The sequence below is a fragment of the Candidatus Phyllobacterium onerii genome (genome assembly GCF_028331445.1).
Taxonomy (GTDB): domain Bacteria; phylum Pseudomonadota; class Alphaproteobacteria; order Rhizobiales; family Rhizobiaceae; genus Phyllobacterium; species Phyllobacterium onerii.
Genome location: NZ_JAQMHX010000006.1, coordinates 363164 through 382730, shown reverse-complemented (window position 1 = coordinate 382730; position 19567 = coordinate 363164). Strand labels below are relative to the sequence as shown.

The 19567-nt window shown below is 57.8% G+C and carries 18 protein-coding genes; 6 read left to right on the top strand and 12 right to left on the bottom strand.

Annotation, left to right across the window (positions count from 1 at the left end; translation table 11 throughout):
• Positions 1-12: 12 nt before the first annotated feature.
• Positions 13-2253 (bottom strand): phosphoenolpyruvate--protein phosphotransferase, encoded by a 2241-nt coding sequence (gene ptsP, locus PHA01_RS16600; protein WP_112532269.1) that lies wholly within the window; start codon positions 2251-2253, stop codon positions 13-15.
• A 138-nt stretch (positions 2254-2391) separates the two neighbouring features.
• Positions 2392-3645, bottom strand: coding sequence for an aspartate kinase (locus PHA01_RS16595; RefSeq protein ID WP_271897354.1), 1254 nt, complete (start codon positions 3643-3645; stop codon positions 2392-2394).
• A 246-nt stretch (positions 3646-3891) separates the two neighbouring features.
• On the opposite strand from PHA01_RS16595, the gene PHA01_RS16590 reads away from it, so the two are divergent.
• Together PHA01_RS16590 and ubiG are read left to right on the top strand one after the other, a co-directional pair.
• Positions 3892-4284, top strand: a complete 393-nt coding sequence (locus PHA01_RS16590) for a GFA family protein (RefSeq protein ID WP_271897352.1) — start codon at positions 3892-3894, stop codon at positions 4282-4284.
• Positions 4285-4371: 87 nt separating this feature from the next.
• A complete protein-coding gene (gene ubiG / locus PHA01_RS16585) occupies positions 4372-5118 on the top strand; it encodes a bifunctional 2-polyprenyl-6-hydroxyphenol methylase/3-demethylubiquinol 3-O-methyltransferase UbiG (RefSeq protein WP_271897350.1) in 747 nt (248 codons plus the stop codon).
• On the opposite strand, the gene PHA01_RS16580 is transcribed toward ubiG, so the two are convergent.
• From PHA01_RS16580 to PHA01_RS16560, 5 genes are all read right to left on the bottom strand, one after another.
• Complete coding sequence (locus tag PHA01_RS16580) at positions 5102-6007, bottom strand: DMT family transporter (protein ID WP_271897348.1); 906 nt, start codon at positions 6005-6007, stop codon at positions 5102-5104. The genes ubiG and PHA01_RS16580 overlap by 17 nt on opposite strands.
• A gap of 64 nt (positions 6008-6071) precedes the next feature.
• Positions 6072-6485 (bottom strand): DUF1178 family protein, encoded by a 414-nt coding sequence (locus PHA01_RS16575; protein ID WP_271897346.1) that lies wholly within the window; start codon positions 6483-6485, stop codon positions 6072-6074.
• The gene (locus PHA01_RS16570; protein ID WP_271897344.1) at positions 6482-7348 is read right to left on the bottom strand and encodes a carbon-nitrogen hydrolase family protein; all 867 of its coding nucleotides are present in this window, start codon (positions 7346-7348) and stop codon (positions 6482-6484) included. The genes PHA01_RS16575 and PHA01_RS16570 overlap by 4 nt, the downstream gene beginning before the upstream one ends.
• Positions 7349-7358: 10 nt before the next feature.
• Positions 7359-7628, bottom strand: coding sequence for a glutaredoxin 3 (gene grxC / locus PHA01_RS16565; protein ID WP_271897342.1), 270 nt, complete (start codon positions 7626-7628; stop codon positions 7359-7361).
• A 77-nt stretch (positions 7629-7705) separates the two neighbouring features.
• On the bottom strand, positions 7706-8485 hold the full coding sequence (locus PHA01_RS16560; protein ID WP_334312030.1) for a ComF family protein: 780 nt from the start codon (positions 8483-8485) through the stop codon (positions 7706-7708).
• A gap of 63 nt (positions 8486-8548) precedes the next feature.
• On the opposite strand from PHA01_RS16560, the gene PHA01_RS16555 reads away from it, so the two are divergent.
• Positions 8549-9439, top strand: coding sequence for a methyltransferase domain-containing protein (locus PHA01_RS16555; RefSeq protein ID WP_271897341.1), 891 nt, complete (start codon positions 8549-8551; stop codon positions 9437-9439).
• Positions 9440-9584: 145 nt separating this feature from the next.
• Here PHA01_RS16555 and PHA01_RS16550 read toward each other — a convergent pair whose 3' ends face one another.
• The 5 genes from PHA01_RS16550 to PHA01_RS16530 form a co-directional block, all read right to left on the bottom strand.
• Positions 9585-9914, bottom strand: a complete 330-nt coding sequence (locus PHA01_RS16550) for a hypothetical protein (RefSeq protein WP_271897338.1) — start codon at positions 9912-9914, stop codon at positions 9585-9587.
• Positions 9915-10166: 252 nt separating this feature from the next.
• Positions 10167-10574 carry a (deoxy)nucleoside triphosphate pyrophosphohydrolase gene (locus PHA01_RS16545; protein ID WP_271897336.1) on the bottom strand — a complete coding sequence of 136 codons (408 nt, stop codon included), beginning with the start codon at positions 10572-10574 and terminating at the stop codon, positions 10167-10169.
• On the bottom strand, positions 10571-11323 hold the full coding sequence (locus PHA01_RS16540; protein WP_271897334.1) for a GNAT family N-acetyltransferase: 753 nt from the start codon (positions 11321-11323) through the stop codon (positions 10571-10573). Before PHA01_RS16540 ends, PHA01_RS16545 begins: the two co-directional genes overlap by 4 nt.
• A gap of 153 nt (positions 11324-11476) precedes the next feature.
• Positions 11477-12718: a bifunctional glutamate N-acetyltransferase/amino-acid acetyltransferase ArgJ gene (gene argJ, locus PHA01_RS16535; protein WP_271897332.1), complete on the bottom strand. Its 1242-nt coding sequence runs from the start codon at positions 12716-12718 to the stop codon at positions 11477-11479.
• Between the two features lie 82 nt (positions 12719-12800).
• The gene (locus tag PHA01_RS16530; protein WP_271897330.1) at positions 12801-13718 is read right to left on the bottom strand and encodes a peptidylprolyl isomerase; all 918 of its coding nucleotides are present in this window, start codon (positions 13716-13718) and stop codon (positions 12801-12803) included.
• Between the two features lie 270 nt (positions 13719-13988).
• Between PHA01_RS16530 and secA the strand changes: the two genes are divergently transcribed.
• From secA to bspF, 3 genes are all read left to right on the top strand, one after another.
• Positions 13989-16715 carry a preprotein translocase subunit SecA gene (gene secA, locus PHA01_RS16525; protein ID WP_271897327.1) on the top strand — a complete coding sequence of 909 codons (2727 nt, stop codon included), beginning with the start codon at positions 13989-13991 and terminating at the stop codon, positions 16713-16715.
• Positions 16716-16844: 129 nt separating this feature from the next.
• Entirely contained in the window at positions 16845-18260 is a 1416-nt protein-coding gene (locus tag PHA01_RS16520) for a lipopolysaccharide biosynthesis protein (protein WP_271897325.1), read from the top strand.
• A complete protein-coding gene (gene bspF, locus PHA01_RS16515) occupies positions 18260-19543 on the top strand; it encodes a type IV secretion system effector crotonyl transferase BspF (protein WP_112532268.1) in 1284 nt (427 codons plus the stop codon). The genes PHA01_RS16520 and bspF overlap by 1 nt, the downstream gene beginning before the upstream one ends.
• The last annotated feature ends 24 nt before the right edge of the window (positions 19544-19567 follow it).

Sequence of the window (19567 nt, the reverse complement as noted above, 5' to 3'; positions counted from 1 at the left end):
AGGTTTTAGCCTCTAAAGTGGGACGCCGGCTCGCTCTGCGAACTTGGTCAGGACATGGCGCAACGAACCGGTTTCGCCGTGATTGTCAATCGCATCGGCGAGTTGCGCGGTAAGTTCTGCCACATCGACCGTGCCGAGCATGGCCTTGATCGGGCCGATCGACGCGGGCGACATCGAGATGGAGCGATATCCAAGCCCGATCAACGCCATGGCAGAAAGCGGCTTTCCCGCCATTTCACCGCAAAGCGTGACGTCCGTGTTGTTGCGGTTTCCCGCATCGGCGATCTGACGCAGCACCCGCAAGAAGGGCACCGACAGATTGTCGAACCGATTGGTGATGATCGAATTGCCGCGGTCGACCGCCATGACGAATTGAAACAGGTCGTTCGAGCCAACCGAGACAAAATCCACCACCGACATCAACTCGTCGAGTTGCCACAGCAACGATGGCACCTCGACCATTGCCCCGATCTTGACACGCGTTGGCAGATTGTGGGCGAAGCGCGACAGGTGCTGCACCTCACGGTTGATCAGTTCGCTCGCCTTGCGCACTTCTGCCACTTCCGTGACCATCGGCAGCATCAGCCGGAGCTCGCGTCCGCCGGCCGCTTTCAAAAGCGCGCGTACCTGCGTACGCAACAGGCCGGGACGATCGAGCGTCAAACGGATCGCCCGCCAGCCCATGGCAGGGTTTTCTTCGTTTGCATCGCTGCGGAAATAGGGCAGCACCTTGTCGCCACCTATGTCGAGCGTCCGGAATGTCACCGGCTTGTCGCCAGCGGCATCCAATACGGAACGATAGAGCCGCTCCTGCTGTTCGGCACGCGGGAAAGTCGAGGCGACCATGAATTGAAGTTCGGTACGGAACAGGCCGATACCAGCAGCACCGGCTTCCACCAATTGCGGCAGGTCGACGAGCAGACCGGCATTCATCAGGAGCGAAATATGCACACCATCCTTCGTCATCGAAGGCTGGTCGCGCAATTCCCGGTAAAGCGCCTGACGCTTGGCGCGGAATTTAACCTTTTCCGTGTAGGCGGCTTCCACGTCCGACTGCGGGCGCAAATGAACGCGGCCATCGTCACCATCGACGATCACAGCGTCGTTGTTTTCGGCCATGGAGACGACACCCTTGACCTGCCCGGCAACCGGGATGCCCATGGCGCGGGCAACAATCACTACATGGCTGGTCGCGGCCCCATCTTCGAGCACAAGACCTCGCAGGCGTTCGCGCGGGTAGTCCAGAAGTTCTGCGGCGCCCATCGAGCGGGCGATGATGATGGCGTCCTTGGCGAGGGAACCCGCCATGGTCTTGACATCACGGCCCATCAGCTGGCGTAGCAAACGGTTGGCAAGGTCGTCGAAATCGCTCAGCCGCTCGCGCATATAGGGATCTGTCAGGTGCATCATCCGGGCGCGGGTATCGCTCTGTACTTTTTCAACTGCGGCTTCCGCCGTCAGGCCGTTGCGAATTGCCTCTTCGAGACGCCGTACCCAGCCCGTATCGTGTGCGAACATGCGATAGGCTTCGAGCACCTCGCGATGCTCGCCCTCGAAGGCCACATCACGGCGCGATAACATGTCATCGATCGAAATGCGCAATGAACCGAGCGAAGTTTCGAGCCGGTCGATTTCCGTGTCGATGTTTTCGTTGAAGAGGTTTGTGACGACGATGCGCGGCTCATGCAGCACGACGTGCCCAAGGCCCACGCCATCATTGAAGGCGCTGCCACTGAAGCTCATGGGCTTGCCCATGTCGAGTTCGACCCCAGGCCGTGCAAGCCGCGTCAGACTGCCAGCGGCAACCATTTCTGCCAGCACCATGGCCGTCGTTTCGAGCGCTTCGACCTCATCCTCGCGATAGACGCGCTTGGTCCGGTTCTGCACGACGAGGACGCCCAGGGTGCGCCCCGCCCGGAGGATCGGCACGCCAAGGAATGAATTGTAGACCTCCTCGCCCGTCTCCGGCAGATAGGCGAAGGCCGGATGTGTCTGCGCGTCGGTCAGATTGAGCGGGCGGGCGCTGGCTGCGATGGTACCGACAAGGCCCTGCCCAAGACGCAATTGTGCCAAGTGCACGGCGGACGGGTTCAAACCTTCGGTTGCGTAAAGTTCCAGGACACCATCGGAGCGAAGCACGTAGAACGAACACACCTCCGCAACCATGTTCTGCGCAATATCGCGAACGATCCGGTCAAGCCTCTCCTGCGGCTCAAGGGCCTCCGCCATTAACTCGCGAAGACGCTTCAGCATGACACGGGGACCTGTTGTCTGCTCGCGCGTTGGCACTGGGAGCCTTTCTCCATAAGAATACCGGCAAGACCGGTCGGCCTCACCGCATTCGAGTGATCATGTCAGCCAGCGACGCGGCCGACAAACATTTTCTTGATTCTAATGCTTATCCAGACCGTACACAGAATGCAAAGTACGTACTGCAAGTTCCGCATACGGGCCATCAATTAGAATGGAAATCTTGATCTCCGAGGTCGTGATGGCCCGGATGTTGATACCCTTCTCCGCCAGCGCGCGAAACGCTGTCGCGGCAACACCCGCATGACTACGCATGCCAATACCTATGACCGAAACTTTGACCATGCCAGCTTCCGACTGGATGATATCGCAGCCGATCTCCGCCTTGACCTTTTCGAGGACCACGAGAGCCTTGTCGAGATCGCCCGAAGGCACGGTAAAGGTCATGTCGGTCTTGGTGCCGTCTTCGGAAACATTCTGGACGATCATGTCGACATTGATATGCGACTCGGCGAGCGGGCCAAAAATGGCGGCGGATATGCCCGGACGGTCGGCAACACGGCGCAGCGAAATCTGGGCTTCGTCCTTGGCGTAGGCAATTCCTGTGACAACCTGCTGTTCCACGATTTCTTCCTCGTCGCAAATAAGTGTTCCGGGCGGATTGATGAGATCACCCATGCCCGGCGCATCGGGGTCCTCGAAACTGGACCTGACAAAGGTGCGCACTTTGTGCACCATGGCAAGCTCGACAGACCGCACCTGCAGGACTTTCGCGCCAAGAGATGCCATCTCCAGCATTTCTTCGAACGATATCCGCGACAGCCGCCGCGCCTTCGGTTCGACGCGCGGATCGGTCGTATAGACACCATCGACGTCGGTATAGATATCACATCGATCGGCCTTGACCGAAGCTGCGATTGCAACTGCGCTGGTATCTGAACCGCCGCGTCCCAGTGTGGAAATGCGATTGTCCGGACCAATGCCCTGAAATCCGGAAATCACGGCCACCTGGCCCTCAGCAAACCGCTCGATGAGGAACGAACCATCGATATCGAGGATTCGGGCAGCGCCATGGGCGTTGTCGGTCTTGATCGGAATTTGCCAGCCTTGCCAGGAACGGGCGTGGACGCCCATCGCCTGCAGGGCAATTGCAAGCAGACCAGCCGTTACCTGCTCGCCGGATGCGACAATAGCATCATATTCGCGTGCGTCGTGCATCGGCGATGTCTGGCGGGTCCAGGCCACTAGCTCATTGGTCTTACCGGCCATGGCCGAAACCACAACAGCAACCTCATGTCCCGCATCGACTTCGCGTTTGACATGCCTGGCCACATTACGGATGCGGTCAATATCGGCCACCGAAGTGCCGCCGAATTTCATCACAATGCGTGCCATGGGAAGGTACCGTTCTGGAATGCCTGAAATATATTGGTGAGAAGCCGCTTGAATCGAAACAGCCACCCGCCAAATGAATGCGGCTCCCATACCGAAAATATCGCCGGACTGCAAGAACGCCCGACAGCTGTCTGAACTAACCGCTGCTGCGGAAGAACGACCCGTCCCCGTCTGCCGCGGCCATTTGCAGGGACACAGCTGTTCGTTGTAAACAACACGCCCACTTGATTTTAAAGGAGACGCAGCATGGACCGATTCACCGGCGGCTGCCTGTGCGGCAACGTCCGAATGGTGGCGTCGGGACGCCCATACCGGGTCGGCCTTTGTCACTGCCTCGACTGCCGCAAGCATCATGGGGCTCTTTTTTACGCTGCCGCTGTATTTCCTCAGGATGCAGTAACGATCGACGGCGAAACACGCGACTACGCCGGACGGTTTTTCTGTCCCCGCTGCGGCTCGTCCGTTTTCGCCCGCACCGGAGACGAAGTCGAAGTGCACCTGGGAGCTCTGGACGCCCCCAACCAACTGATGCCTACCTACGAAAACTGGATCGTCCGTCGCGAGGCGTGGTTGCCGCCGTTTCCGCTCACGAAACGGTACGACCACGATCGTGAGGGCACCGGTCGTTTTGAGGATTAGGCCGTAAGAGCATTGTGAAATGCCGGGTACGGCTTGACATTTTTGGCTGGAAGGTTCCACTCGAAGCGAGCAACAAGGACAGAACCGATGGCAACAGCACAGCGCACGACAATTGACGACGCGGAAGTCGAGCGTTTCTCGCGCATGGCAGCAGAGTGGTGGAATCCGCAAGGCAAATTCCGCCCCTTGCACAAGTTCAATCCCACACGCCTTGCCTATATCAAGGAGAAAGTCTGCGCCCACTACGGCATCGATCCGAATGTCCCGGCACCCTTCGCGGGCTTGCGTATTCTTGATATCGGTTGCGGCGGCGGCCTTCTGTGCGAGCCCATGGCGCGCCTTGGGGCGACAGTCGTTGGCGCCGATGCCGGCGAGACCAATATCGAAGTCGCTAAGATCCACGCGGCGCAGAGCGGGCTCTCGATCGATTATCGCGCGACGACAGCCGAAGCTCTCGCTGATGCGGGAGAACAGTTCGACGTGGTCTTGAATATGGAGGTCGTCGAACATGTTGCCGATGTCGAGCTCTACATGTCGGCCTGTTCCCAGATGGTCAAACCCGGCGGCATGACCTTTGTCGCTACCATCAACCGGACATTGAAGGCGCTCGGCCTTGCCATATTCGGTGCGGAGTATGTGCTTCGCTGGTTGCCGCGCGGAACGCACCAATATGAAAAGCTGGTCCGCCCGGAAGAACTGGAAACTGCCTTGTCGCAGGCCGGGCTGGAGGTCGTGGAAAAAGTCGGCGTAAGTTACAATCCGCTGGCAGACAGCTGGAATCGTTCACGAGATACCAATGTAAACTATATGGTTCTGGCTACGCGACCTTTGTAGCTTTCTGCTGCATCTGCTGGGCTTTCGTGGTCATCAACACGCCAACGGTGATGATCGCCGCACCGATCCAGGTTGCGAGCTGATAAACTTCACCCAGGAACAAAGTGCCCGCGAGCAATGCAACTGCCGCGCCGACGTAACCGATCTGGCTGAGATAGACCGGACCACCAACGGCCTGGAGCCGGAAGTACAGCGCAAACATGCAAGCTGACGCCAGAACCTGGGCAAAGACCAGCCAAGGTACAGCGCCGAGTGGTTGAACGGGAAATGTACCTGTCATCCAGAAAATAATCGGAACCAGCAGCACCGCTGTGGTCAGATGGCTACCAGCCGCAAGCTCGGTCGGATCAGCACCCTTCGGCCAATCGATTGTGCGATAGACATTGCCGAGAGCAAGCAGGACCGGGATCAGCAAGCCAATCGCCACCCAGAGAGGTTCTGCCGGCTGGCCGACCTGACCGCGGGTAAACCCCACGATCACGGCCCCGGCAAAGCCGGTAAATATGCCGAGAAGTCCAAGGAGATTAGGGCTGCGCATCTTGAAAAGGATCGAAAGCAGAAGGGTGAACACCGGCGACAATGTGTACATGATCCCCGTAAACCCTGAGCCGAGGTGTGGAATCGCCGAAAGGGTCATGAGATTGGGAATGGCGTAGGAGATCAGTGCGGCGATAAGATAGTACCGCATCATATGCGAATCGATACGCGGACGCTTTCCCATGAGAAGGAAGGCTGCCAGAAGCACCGTCCCGGCGCCGATCGAAATGACGAACGCCCATAGAGATGGAGCAATGCCCGCAGCAAAAGCCAGCTTGCCGAACGGAAGCGTCAAACCCAGAAAAGCGCCAGTCAGGACGAGCAGCGCGGGGGCGGAATTCAGAAATGGCATGGAATTCATCCGGTTAGTCAGAATCGACTACCGCACCATAGACATCGCCATCAGCCTATCAAGATCAATTGTGGTCGTCGGGAAACACCGGCAGCGGCATCACATCGACACCGTCATCCACGAGCGCTTCGACTTCGTCGCGCGTAGCCTCGCCATAAATGCCGCGCTGTTCTGCCTCGCCAAAGTGAATTTTGCGGGCTTGCTCGGCAAAATCACTGCCAACATAATCGGAATTTTCGCGAACCTTCTTGGCCATTTCACGTAGTTCACTTGCCATCTTGCTCATCGCGATGGCGATCTTTTCCTTCTGGCGGCCCGTTGCAACCGACGGCGCCATCAAGGCCTTGCCGACTTTGTCCGAACCGCAGACGGGGCAGGAAACGAGCTGCTTCTCCACTTGCGCGTCGAAATCGTCATTGCTGCGAAACCAGCCTTCAAACTCATGGTCATCGTCGCAATGGAGGGAAAAATGAATCATGATGCGGCGTCGAACCTCGTCGCCTGTCCATCGTTTTCCACGACAACCCCGAATGGCCGGGCGTTCTTGAGGTTGGGTACCTTCGTTCGCGCTGCTGCACTCAGTGCCGGATCGATGTCCGCCACAATGACTGCGGGCTCCGCATGATCGGCCTCTGCCAATACCTCGCCCCACGGCGCGACGATGATGGAATGACCATAGGTTTCCCGGCCATCCTCATGCACACCACCCTGCGCGGCCGAAATCATGAAGGCGCCATTCTCGATCGCGCGCGCCCGCTGAAGTACATTCCAATGCGCTTCGCCGGTCTGCCGGGTGAAGGCGGCAGGTGCTGAAATCACCGATGCACCGGCCAATGCCTGGGCGCGGAACAACTGCGGGAAACGTACATCATAGCAGATGGCAAGACCGAGCCGCGCAAAAGGCAGATCGATCACTACCGTATCGGCGCCCGGGGCGTAGACAGCCGATTCGCGCCAGCTCTCGCCATTGTCGAGATCGACATCGAACATGTGGATCTTGTCATAGCGTGTGAGAATATTGCCGTCCGGCCCGAAGAGAAACGCGCGATTGGCAATCTTGCCATCGTCACGGGCAATCGCAGTCGATCCTATATGAAGGTGAATACCGTGCTTGGCCGCTAGCTCCGAAGCCGTGCGAACGATGATGTCGTCGCTTTCGCTTTTCAAAACGCTGGCAAGTGCCTTGCGATCGCGCTGCAACGAACCGGTCATTTCCGGTGTCTGGACGTACACGGCACCTTGGCCGGCAGCATCTGCAACATAGGTCGCAAGATCGGCGGCATTGGCTTGCGGATCTGTGCCCGAGCGCATCTGGATGGCGGCAGCGCGAAATGAGCTCATATCATCGTCCTCAAGCGAGTTCGCCGGTCTTCAACAATGTGTCGAGACGGCCCTGATTTTCCAGCGCATACAGATCATCGCAACCACCGACATGAGCCTCGCCGATGAAGATTTGCGGAAATGTCGTGCGGCCATTGGAGCGCGCCAGCATTTCCTGACGGGCGGCGGGCTCGATCGAGGCATTGTGCTCGGTAAAAGTGACGCCTTTTTTAGACAAGAGGCTTTTGGCGGCTGTACAATAACCACAACCGTTACGCGTATAGATTGTTACATCAACCATTCGAAAGCTCCGTTTGCCCTTCTATATAGGCATCAAAACTTCAGGCGAAAAGACCCGTTTTTTGCACATAAGTAGTGTCAGTGAGACAATTCTTTCGATAACACCCGGCCGAAAGTCAGAACATCGACCCTTATCGCGCCGCCTCGGAGCAAAGCGCGGGCGGCGGCTTTGACGGTCGCGCCAGTTGTATAGACGTCGTCAATCAGGAGCACATTGCGGCCGCGCACCTTGATTTCCTGCGTCACGGGCACCTTGAACGCACCGCGCACATTGGCGACACGCTCATTCAGGCCGAGGCCCACTTGCTGTTTCGTCTGTTTAATGCGTTTGAGCGCATCCGGATCAAATGCCTTGCCGCTCGACCGCGCCAGATGCCGCGCAAGTTCGGCGGATTGGTTGAACCGGCGAAACCAGAAACGCCGCGCGTGTAGCGGCACAGGCACGATAATATCGCAATCATCCAGCAGTTCGCCACCCGCACGCACCATCCAGCGTGCCATCCACGGCCCGAGGTCAGTGCGATCATTATATTTGAGCCGGTGCACCAAATCGCGGATGACGCCTTCGTGCACAGCGACCGAGCGGGCGCGCCGGAACGGGGGCGGCTCGGCAATTGCTTCTGCGGAGAGGATTTCGGCGCCGAGATCATGACTGAAGGGGATGCCGAGGACCGGACAATAGGGCTTCTCGATGAAACGCACCTTCGACCAGCATTGACCGCACAGTGAGCCTGGCTCCGCGACATGCTTGTCACAACCGGCACAAACCGGCGGAAACAGCAGCCCAAACAACCCATTGGTTGCGCTGCGCGCAAAGTGGCTTATCGTTGCGCCGAGTATTTTCCCGCCGGTTTTCATTTGCAATTCGCTCCAAGGCGACGCATCTACGCCTCGACTATACAGACATCAGAGAAATCCGGAATGGATCGACATCAGGTCTTCGATCGAAATTTATTGCTGACGAGGCGTTTGCGCGCTTTGCGACAGCATGGAAATTCTGCGGATTTCCTGCTTGCGCGGGCTTGCGAAGACCTTGAAGAGCGCCTGTCCGCCGTTGAGCGTCAATTCGACGTTGCCGTGGATCTGGCGAGCCACACGGGTCTCGCCGCGCGCGCAATTCAGCGATCCGGCAAGGCTACGACGATCGTGCGTGTCGAGCACGCGCGGCAGTTTCTCGACAGTGCGTTTCCTGCAGTCGTCGCGGATGAGGAGATCCTGCCGCTTAAACCGGCCAGCATCGACCTTATTGTGTCACTACTATCCTTGCACCTCACCAACGACACGCCGGGTACCCTCTTGCAAATCCGTCGCGCGCTGAAACCCGATGGTCTGTTCCTCGGTGCGATGGCCGGCGAGAATACCCTGGCGGAATTGCGCGAATGCCTGCTGGCGGCAGAAAGCGAGATTTATGGCGGCGCCTCTCCCCGCGTTGTGCCCTTTGCCGATGTCCGCGATGTCGGCGGCCTGTTGCAGCGTGCGGGTTTTACCCTGCCCGTCACCGATATCGAGACCTATACGGTACGCTACGACTCGGCCCTTGCCCTGATGCGCGACCTGCGCGCCATGGGCATGCAGAATATCCTCATCGGACGATCGCGCCAGCCACTGACACGGCATTATTTCATGCGGGTTGCGGAGATTTATGCGGAACGCTTCAGCGATCCAGACGGCCGGATCAGGGCGACTTTCTCGTTCATCTGGATGTCAGGCTGGGCTGCGCATGAATCGCAGCAGAAGCCGTTGAAGCCCGGCTCCGCCAAGGCATCGCTTGCCGATTTTCTCAAGGACGTGGAAACAGGCGAAAAGAAATAGTCTGAGCCCATTTGGAAAAGTCGCTGCGGCGAGACGTATGGCGTGGTTTTCGGGGTCGCTCTTGCGACGAGCGCAGGGTACTTAAAGTACGTGAGCACCGGAAGCGCAGAAAATCGCGGCAGATGCCCGCCGCAGTAGAGTTTTCTCAGCAGTCGCCGATCTTTGAGCCATCGCTGTTCAATATACAGACCGCCTTGGGCGAAGACTGCGTTACGCTGCGGCGAATGGTATAGGTGGACGTGGTTATTGGTTCGGGCTTCTTGATCGATCCGGTCTGGATCTCATCGATGGAGCGGCTGGTCGAATAATCGACGACAGCCTGCGAACCGCGGTCAGCGAGCGGCGCAATGATCAGAGCCAGCGCAACGGCTGCCGAACCGAACAGCAACGTGATCCGCAAGATACCTCCGGCTGCACCCGAAAGCGCGCTTGGTTGTAACAGTTCATCATCGAGATAGTCGTTCTTACGCCCCATGCCCCACCTGAAATACGCGTCAAGATTAACTAAAAGTCGCTCAATCAGGTGAAGGATCAATTAAGCATCAGAGTTAACGCGGCAAGAATATAATTTGCGGTTGAAACTCACAGCCAGTTTGGAAAGTCGCTGTGGCGAGTCAGATGGCGTGGTTCTCGAGAACCGGAGCGCAGCGTACATAAAGTACGTGAGCACCGGAAGCACAGAGAATCGCGTCAGATGACCGCCGCAGTAGACTTTCAAGACGGGCTGTTACAGGAGATCGACAAGGAACGGGATGAGTGGGATATCTGCAGGCGGCATTGGATAGTCGCGCATATCCTTTGGCCGTACCCATTTGAGAACCTGCCCCTCCATCCCGCGGGGTATCCCCTCATAGCGCCGGCAGATGAACAACGGCATCAGCAGATGGAAGGTTTCATAGGTGTGGCTGGCAAAGGTCAGCGGCGCCAAGCAGGCCGGTTTGACAATGATGCCGAGTTCTTCGTGCAGTTCGCGGATCAGGCTTTCTTCCGGCGTTTCCCCCGGATCGACCTTGCCGCCCGGAAACTCCCAGAGACCGGCAAGCGATTTGCCTTCCGGACGCTGGGTCAGCAACACCCGGCCATCCGCGTCGACCAGCGCACAGGCCGTCACGAGAAGGATCGGGTGTTCGCTCATGTCTCAGGTGCCTGCCTGTAGGCATAGCGATAAGCCTCATTGAAGCCCATCCGCTCGTAGAGCGCGATGGCGCCCGTGTTCGCTATTTCGACCTGTAACCACGCCTTCTTCGCGCCGTGCTGCAGGGCCCATTTCAATGCCGATTTGATAATCGTCCGGCCAAGACCCACGCGTCGCCGGTTGGCCGCCGTTCCGATATTGAACAGACCTGCCAGTGCTCCATCCTGAACACAGATCGCCGTTGACACCGGGACGGCTCCCTCTTCGATGACGAACAAGCCCTTGGATGGACGAATAGCATTGATAACTTCGAAGAGGCCAGGTTTCAGCGCGGCATTATCTTCCTGCACCTGCAAGGCGGCATCGATGAACCGGCCGATATCTTTGAGCGGAATTTGATCGAGCGCGTCCGAAAGATCGACATTTGCCAGATCGACGACCATGACCATGGATTCGTCAAACCGTGCCCAGCCGAGCTCCTCAAGGTACTGGTCGAGCGCTTCCGGCGCGAGCGGTGACTGGCGAAAAATTGCCGGCCTGCCGTAGGCGCGAAACCGTTGCGCTGCACGCGCGACACGTTGTTCGAGATTATTGGTATCACCAGGGTCGAGCGGATTGACGGAATTCAACCGCTTCGAAGGGTGGCTGGCCGTCATGCGAATTGCCCAGCTTCCATCATAATGCACCGACGATGCGGGCCAGGACCGGAAACCAACCGCCTCAAATTGCCTGATTTGGGCTAACTGCATAGTGATCCTTGTCAGAGCCTGTTTGTAAGTCGCTGCGGCGCGGCATATGGCGTGGTTTTCGAGAACCGGAGCGCAGCGTACTTAAAGTACGTGAGCACCGGAAGCGGAGAAAATCGCGTCAGATGACCGCCGCAGTAGAGTTTCAAACGGCTTTTAGCTGCGATAATCGCCATTGATCGCCACATATTCCTTCGTCAAATCGCAGGTCCAGACAGTCGCCTTGCCTTTGCCGAGACCGATGTCGACACGGATCTTGATATCGTCATTCTTCATATAGGCGGAGGTCGCTTCTTCCGAATAGTCCGGATCGCGTTCACCTTCGCGAGCAACACGGATATCCCCGAACCAGATCGCCAGCCGGTCGCGGTCGGCCGGTTCACCAGCCTTGCCGACGGCCATAACGATGCGGCCCCAATTGGCGTCCTCGCCAGCGGCAGCGGTCTTGACCAGCGGCGAATTGGCAATCGACAACGCGATCCGCTTGGCGGAGCGCGCGGAGGTCGCACCGGTTACGCTGATTTCAAGCATCTTGCGTGCGCCCTCGCCGTCGCGCACTACCTGCAGTGCGAGGTCCTTGAGAACGCGGTCGAGCGCTTTGGCGAAAGGCTTGAGACGCTTGTCCTTGAGCTTGGTAACAGGTGCAGCGCCGCGTTCGGCAGCCGATCCGGTAGCAAAAAGCAGCAGGGTGTCTGATGTCGATGTATCGCTGTCGACAGTGACGGAATTGAAACTCTTGCCAACGGATTTCGCCAGCAACTTCTGCAGCACATCTGCCGCAATTGGCGCATCGGTGGCGACGAAAGACAGCATCGTGGCCATATCCGGCGCAATCATGCCGGCACCCTTGGCGATGCCATTTATTGTCACCGGCACGCGGCCCAGCAGTACGGTCTCGGTTGCGACCTTGGGAAATGTATCGGTCGTCATGATGGCGCTCGCAGCATCCTGCCAGCGCCCGGCAACGGCATTCTTGGTCATATCCGTCAGAAGATGGCTGAACTTACCCGCATCGAGCGGCTCACCGATCACGCCGGTCGAGGCAAGAAAAATATGGTGGGGCTTGCAATCCACAGCCTTTGCGGCCGCTGCAGCGGTCAACTTGGCCGACTCGCGACCCTTTTTGCCGGTGAAGGCATTGGCATTGCCGGAATTGACGACGACGGCCCGCGCCGTGCCGCCTTCCAGGCTTGTACGGCAGTAATCCACGGCTGCCGAAGGGCATTTGGACCGTGTAAATACGCCGGCCACGGCCGTTGGCCGATCGAATACGATGAGCAAAACGTCTGTCCGGCCCTTGTATTTGATACCGGCTTCAGCTGTGGCGATCTTTACCCCGTGAATTTCCGGCATGGTCGGATAATGTTTCGGAGCCAGCGGAGAGACGGACGTGGACATCGGCTACCTCGAGAAGCGCTTTTTTTGACAGGTCACAAATTATCGAAGGAAGACCCGGCGACTTGCACCGGGTCTTGTATTGCTACTGCTGGGCTTCGGTTGCAGCCTTGATCGCCGCTTCCGTTGCCGGATCGGTATATTCGATCTTGAGGTCGCCGCGGTCCTTCTTCACCAGCTCCATGTACTTCTCGCGAATGAGGATCGATTTCACCTGGTCCTTGACCTGATCGAACGCAGGCGGCTGCTGGGTACGCTTGTCTTCGAGCTTGATCACATGGAAGCCGAACTGAGTCTGTACGGGTTCCTTGGTGTACTGGCCGACTTCCAGCGCATTGGCTGCCTTGTCAAATTCCGGCACCATCTGACCTGGTCCGAAATAACCGAGATCGCCGCCTTGGGCAGCAGAGCCGTCCGTCGATTTCTCCTTGGCAACGTCTTCGAATTTCGCTCCGCCATCGAGCTGCTTGATGATGGCTTCGGCTTCTTCCTTCGTCTTCACCAGAATGTGACGGGCGCGGACCTCATTTTGTGGCGGCATCGCTGCGATTTCCTTATCGTAGCGGGCGCGAATGTCGGCGTCGGTGATCTTGTCGACGACCTGCTGCTTGAAGTAGTCATTGTGCAGGGCGCGATCCTTCAGGAACTCCAGACGAGCCCGGAACTCGGGGGTCTGGTCAAGCTTTTCGGCTTCGGCCTTCGCTGCAAGTGACTTGATGTCGATAATGGCAGCCAGAGCGGCCAAACGCCGCTGATCATCAGGCAGCTTGGCAAATTGCGGATCGAGGTCCGCAGAAATCTGGTCCACGTCCTTGTTTGTGATCTTGCTGCCGTTGATTGTTGCAAGCACTTTATCGGGATCGGCCTTGGCAGTATCTGCCTGTGCGGCATCCGGCTTGGCAGGTTCCGTTTTACCGGCTTCCTGGGCCATTGCCACGGAAGATATACCGGTCAAAAGTGCAGCGACAGTCATTAATGAAAGGGTTTTACGCAATTGGTTCATGGGTCAATTTCTCCTTGGGAGGACCGGTACGGGCTATGAATACGGCAGAATTTTGCCATGAGGCTGCGATCGATCGCTTGTTGCTTCAACATTGACATAATTCGTGCCCCCTCTTATCTGTCCATCGGCTTTGCGTCCAGATAGCTTGGCAAGAGATAGACTTATACCTTGGGCTTGGTGTCCGTATTGTATCAGGCGTCTTGAATGTCAGGCTTTTGATGCCTCAAATGCCAGAATTGCTGGCAAAACGTATTATAGAGAGGACCAGGGATGGTCAGTTTCGGCGGCCTCGCCCGCAAGATTTTCGGCTCCTCGAATGAGCGCCGCGTCCGCAGCTTCAAACCTCGCGTTGACCAGATCAATGCGCTTGAGGCAGAAATCTCGTCGCTTACGGACGACGAGCTCAAGGCAAAAACCGCGGAATTTCGCGAAAAGCTCGCCAATGGCACCAAGCTCGACGATCTGCTTGTTCCGGCCTTTGCCGTAGCGCGTGAAGCTGCCAAGCGCGTTCTTGGCATGCGCCCCTTCGACGTCCAGCTGATCGGCGGCATGGTCCTGCACAATGGCGGCATTTCCGAGATGCGCACCGGCGAAGGCAAGACCCTCGTTGCGACCCTGCCCGTCTATCTGAATGCGCTTGAAGGCAAAGGCGTTCATGTCGTCACTGTGAACGACTACCTCGCCACCCGCGATGCGCACTGGATGGGCCAGATTTATAATTTCCTCGGCCTCTCCTATGGCATCATAGTGCACGGTCTCGATGATGAAGAGCGTGCCAAGGCCTATAACGCCGATATCACCTACGCCACCAACAACGAACTCGGCTTCGACTACCTGCGCGACAATATGAAATATGAGCGCGCCCAGATGGTGCAGCGTCCGCACAACTATGCGATCGTCGACGAAGTGGATTCGATCCTTGTCGACGAAGCGCGCACGCCGCTGATCATTTCCGGCCCACTCGACGACCGATCCGATTTCTACAATCTCATCGATACGTTCATCAAACCATTGAACCCTGAAGACTATGAGATCGACGAGAAGCAGAAGACCGCGATCTTTACCGAAGAGGGTACCGAGAAGCTCGAAAATCTCCTGAAGGAAGCCGGGCATCTCAAGGGCGAAGGGCTTTACGATATCGAGAACGTTGCTGTCGTGCACCACGTCAACAATGCTTTACGCGCGCACAAGCTCTTCCAGAAGGATAAGGACTACATCGTTCGCAATGACGAAATCGTCATCATCGATGAGTTCACCGGACGCATGATGCCGGGTCGCCGCTTCTCGGAAGGCCTGCACCAGGCGCTTGAAGCCAAGGAACATGTGACCATCCAGCCGGAAAACCAGACGCTGGCCTCGATCACCTTCCAGAACTATTTCCGCATGTACAAGAAACTTGCCGGCATGACCGGTACAGCTTCCACCGAAGCGGAAGAATTCGGCAATATCTACGGTCTCGAAGTAACGGAAATTCCGACCAATCTTCCCGTTCAGCGTCTCGACGAGGACGATGAGGTCTACCGGACCGTCGAGGAAAAATACAAGGCGATCGTTCGCGATATTCGTGATGCGACGGCCAAGGGCCAGCCTATCCTCGTCGGCACCACGTCGATCGAGAAATCCGAGCAACTGGCTGAACGCCTGCGCAAGGAAGGCTTCAAGGACTTCCAGGTTCTGAATGCCCGCTACCATGAGCAGGAAGCATACATCGTCGCGCAGGCCGGCGTTCCAGGTGCCATCACCATCGCCACCAACATGGCAGGCCGTGGTACCGACATTCAGCTTGGCGGCAATCTCGAAATGCGCATAGCGCGCGAACTCGATGACATGCCCGAAAGTGACGAACGCAAGACCAAGGAAACGGCGATCAGAGCCGATATCGCCAAGCTCAAGGAAAAGGCACTTGCGGCCGGCGGGCTTTACGTTCTTGCGACCGAACGCCATGAGAGCCGCCGTATCGACAATCAGTTGCGTGGCCGTTCAGGCCGCCAGGGCGATCCCGGCCGCTCGAAGTTCTTCCTGTCACTGCAGGACGATCTGATGCGGATTTTCGGTTCCGAACGCATGGACGGCATGCTGCAGAAACTTGGCCTCAAGGAAGACGAAGCCATCGTCCATCCCTGGATCAACAAGGCGCTGGAAAAAGCGCAGAAGAAGGTCGAGGCGCGCAACTTCGATATCCGCAAGAACCTTCTGAAATATGACGACGTGATGAATGATCAGCGCAAGGTGATCTTCGAACAACGCATCGAATTGATGGACAGCACCGATCTCAGCCAGACCACCAGGGAAATGCGCGAGGACGTGGTGGACGATCTCATCGCGCGCTACACGCCCGAAGGCGCTTACGCGGAACAATGGAAGATCGCCGAGCTCGACGAGGATGTGCGCAATGTTCTCAATCTCAATCTGCCGATCACCGAATGGGCCCTCGAAGACGGCATTACGCCGGATGACATCCGGGAACGCCTGACGGAAGCCGTCGAGAAGGCAGCAGCCGATCGCGCCGAGCGGTTTGGTCCGGAAATCATGGCCTATGTCGAGAAGTCTGTCATTTTGCAGACCCTCGATGCTCTGTGGCGCGAACATCTGGTCAATCTCGATCATCTTCGCTCGGTCGTCGGATTCCGCGGTTACGCCCAGCGCGACCCGCTCAACGAGTACAAGAGCGAAGGCTTCGAACTCTTCCAGACGCTGCTGGCCAATTTGCGCCAGAACGTCACGAGCCAGCTGATGCGCGTGGAACTCGTGCGCGAAGCCGCAAGTGCGCCCGAACCGGAATTGCCGGTGATGGAAGCACATCACCTCGATGGCCTCACGGGTGAGGACGATTTCGGTGGCGGCAGTGTTCTTGCGGTACAGCAGGATTTGCGTGTCGTTGATCCGAAGGATCGCGATCCGAATAACCCGCAGACATGGGGCAAGGTTGGCCGCAATGAGGCCTGCCCCTGCGGCTCGGGCAAGAAATACAAGCACTGTCACGGTGCTTTCGTCTGATGAACCCAAAGGCCGCGCTCAAAACGCGGCCTTTTCTCTTGTTCCAACAGCACAAGCCGTTGACTTTCCGAACCGTTTCTAAACGTTTACGCAGTAAGCGTCTTGCATTGGAAACGAGTGGAGCTGCCCTTGCGAATTTCTGCGGTCAAAGCTGCAGACCGGTTTTTGCCGGATAAACTGTCAAAGCAGCTTCTTCCGTGGCTCGTCCGCCTCGATCAGCTGTTTGACGGTTCAATGGAGCACGCCGCTGCGCAGCGCGTGTCACTGATCGCCTTTTCCATCCGCATTATCAGCGCCGCCATCGCACTCGTCTCGCAGGTCATCTTCGCGCGCTGGATGGGGCAGTTCGAATACGGCATTTTCGTCCTTGTCTGGGTGACGGTGGTCATTCTCGGAAACCTCTCCTGTCTGGGTTTCCAGACCAGCGTCATCCGCTTCGTGCCGGAATATCTGGAACACCGCCAGCTTGATCACCTGCGCGGTATTTTGTTCACCAGCAAGATATTCGCGCTCGGCTTGACGACCTGCATCGCGATCATCGGCGCTGCAGGGGTCTATTTCTTGCGCGATGCTATCGAATCCTATTACGTCGCGCCCTTCATCATCGGCTTCATCTGCCTGCCGATGATTGCGCTTGGCGATACGCTGGACGGAACCGCACGGTCACGATCCTGGGCATTGGTCGCGCTGACGCCGACCTACATCATCCGTCCAATTCTCACGCTTGTCATCATGACCGTCGCCCATGTGGCCGGCTTCGCGCCGACAGCAGTCGCGGCCGTAATATCGGCGATTATTGCGACCTATATGACCTCGCTGGTGCAATTAGCGGTCGTCAATCACCGGTTCAGGGAGGTCGTGTCGCCGGGCCCGAAGGCGATCCGTTTTGGCGAATGGTTCGCGGTCTCGCTACCGATCTTTCTGGTCGAAGGGTTTTTCTTCCTTTTGACCAATGCCGACGTCCTGATGGTCGGCCGCTTTATGGACCCGGACAAGGTCGCGACCTATTTCGCGACGGTCAAACTGCTCGCATTGGTCCATTTCGTCTATTTCTCAGTCAAAGCCGGTGCCGCCCAGCGTTATTCCGAGCTGATGCATACCCATGACCATGAACAGCTTGCGCAATTCGCCAGCGATACGGCGCGCTGGACCTTCTGGCCTTCACTGGCGATGGCGATCATCCTTCTCGTTCTCGGCAAACCGCTGCTCCTGCTCTTCGGCGCCCAGTTTACCGATGGTTATCCGCTGTTGTTCATTCTGGTGATCGGTGTCGTCGCCCGCGCTTCGGTCGGTCCGGCGGAAAGCCTCCTCAACATGGCCGGCAAGCAGAAAATTTGCGCCATGGTCTATGCGGTCACACTGATTGTTAATATCTGTCTCAGCATTGTATTGATACCGGCCTACGGCCTTGCTGGTGCCGCTTTTGCGACCGCATTCTCGATGGTGTTCGAAGCGGTGACGCTGGCACTGACTGTTTACAATCGTCTGAACATTACGATGTTCGTTTTTGCGGGCAGGACAGGCGCTGCCAAGGAAGAAGTCTGATGGCAGCCATACCGCTTCTCGAAGAACTTGCCGGAGGCCCGTCCTCGCAGATCCTCTCCCAGCTCTCGGGCTTCGAGTCGCACGAGGCGACCAAGCAGCTCGAAGAGACCCTTGGCACGCGCGCCGTTCCGCGCAAGCTTTCTGTCTATTCTGCCTCTGCCGGTTTCGAACTCCTCGATGAGCTTGAATATCTGACGTATCGCACGGTCGAGCCGAACATCTTCTTCAATCCGCGTTTCCTCGCCCCCGCCATGCCACGCCTCGACGACCGGCAGGTTCGCTTCATGGTCATGCGCGACGAAAACGATGTGAAGAGCCGTTTGCGCTTCCTCATGCCCTATACGATCGAACGGCCGGGATTCAATGTCACGGCTTCGATCATCCGCGCCTGGGCTACACCCTTCGGGCCACAGGGCACGCCGCTGATCGACCGGGACGATCCGGTCGGTGTGCTCAATGACCTGTTCGACATGCTGGGGCGCAAGCACCTCAAATTCCCGGAAATTCTGGTGCTGCCGGACATATTGCTGAACCGCACCGCGGCACAGCTGATCCGCTCCATCGCGCTGGACCGCAATCTTACAATGGTGACAGTCAATCAGGTCGAACGCCCCTTCCTTGAAAGCGCCAAGGAAGGCGAAGAGTACTTGCGTGACGCCATCGGCGCCAAGCACGCCAAGGAATATCGCCGGCTATGGCGCCGCCTCGCCGACAAGGGCAAGCTGACCTATACCGTCAGCCGCAGCGAAGAAGATATCCGCGTGCGGCTGGAGGACTTCCTCGTGCTCGAGGCCAGCGGCTGGAAAGGCCAGCGTGGCTCCGCCATGGCGGTCGATCGTTTCCGTGCTGCCTTTGCCCGCGAGGCGGTCAACAACCTCGCGACCCGCGATCTCGCCCGCATCCACACACTCGAACTCGACGGCAAGACCATCGCAGTTCTCGTGGTCTTTGTCGAAGCCGGCGAAGCGTGGACATGGAAAACCGCCTATGACGAGAGCCTCGCCGCCTATTCACCCGGCGTTCTCCTGATGATCGAGATGCTGAAAAACCACCTGGACGATCCGAACATCGACCGGACGGATTCCTGTGCCGTACCCGACCATCCTGTCGCATCGCGCCTGTTCATGGAACGCGAACCCGTTGGCACGCTGGTGATCGGGCTGACACCCGCCGCTGACCGCGCAGCACGGCAGGCAGCCTCACAGCTTCACCTTTACCGGCGCACGCAGAATATCGCGCGTCTGGTCCGCGAGCGTTTGAGGAATTTGACGGGCCGGAAGTAACTGAGTCGCCGTCATGCTGCGAAG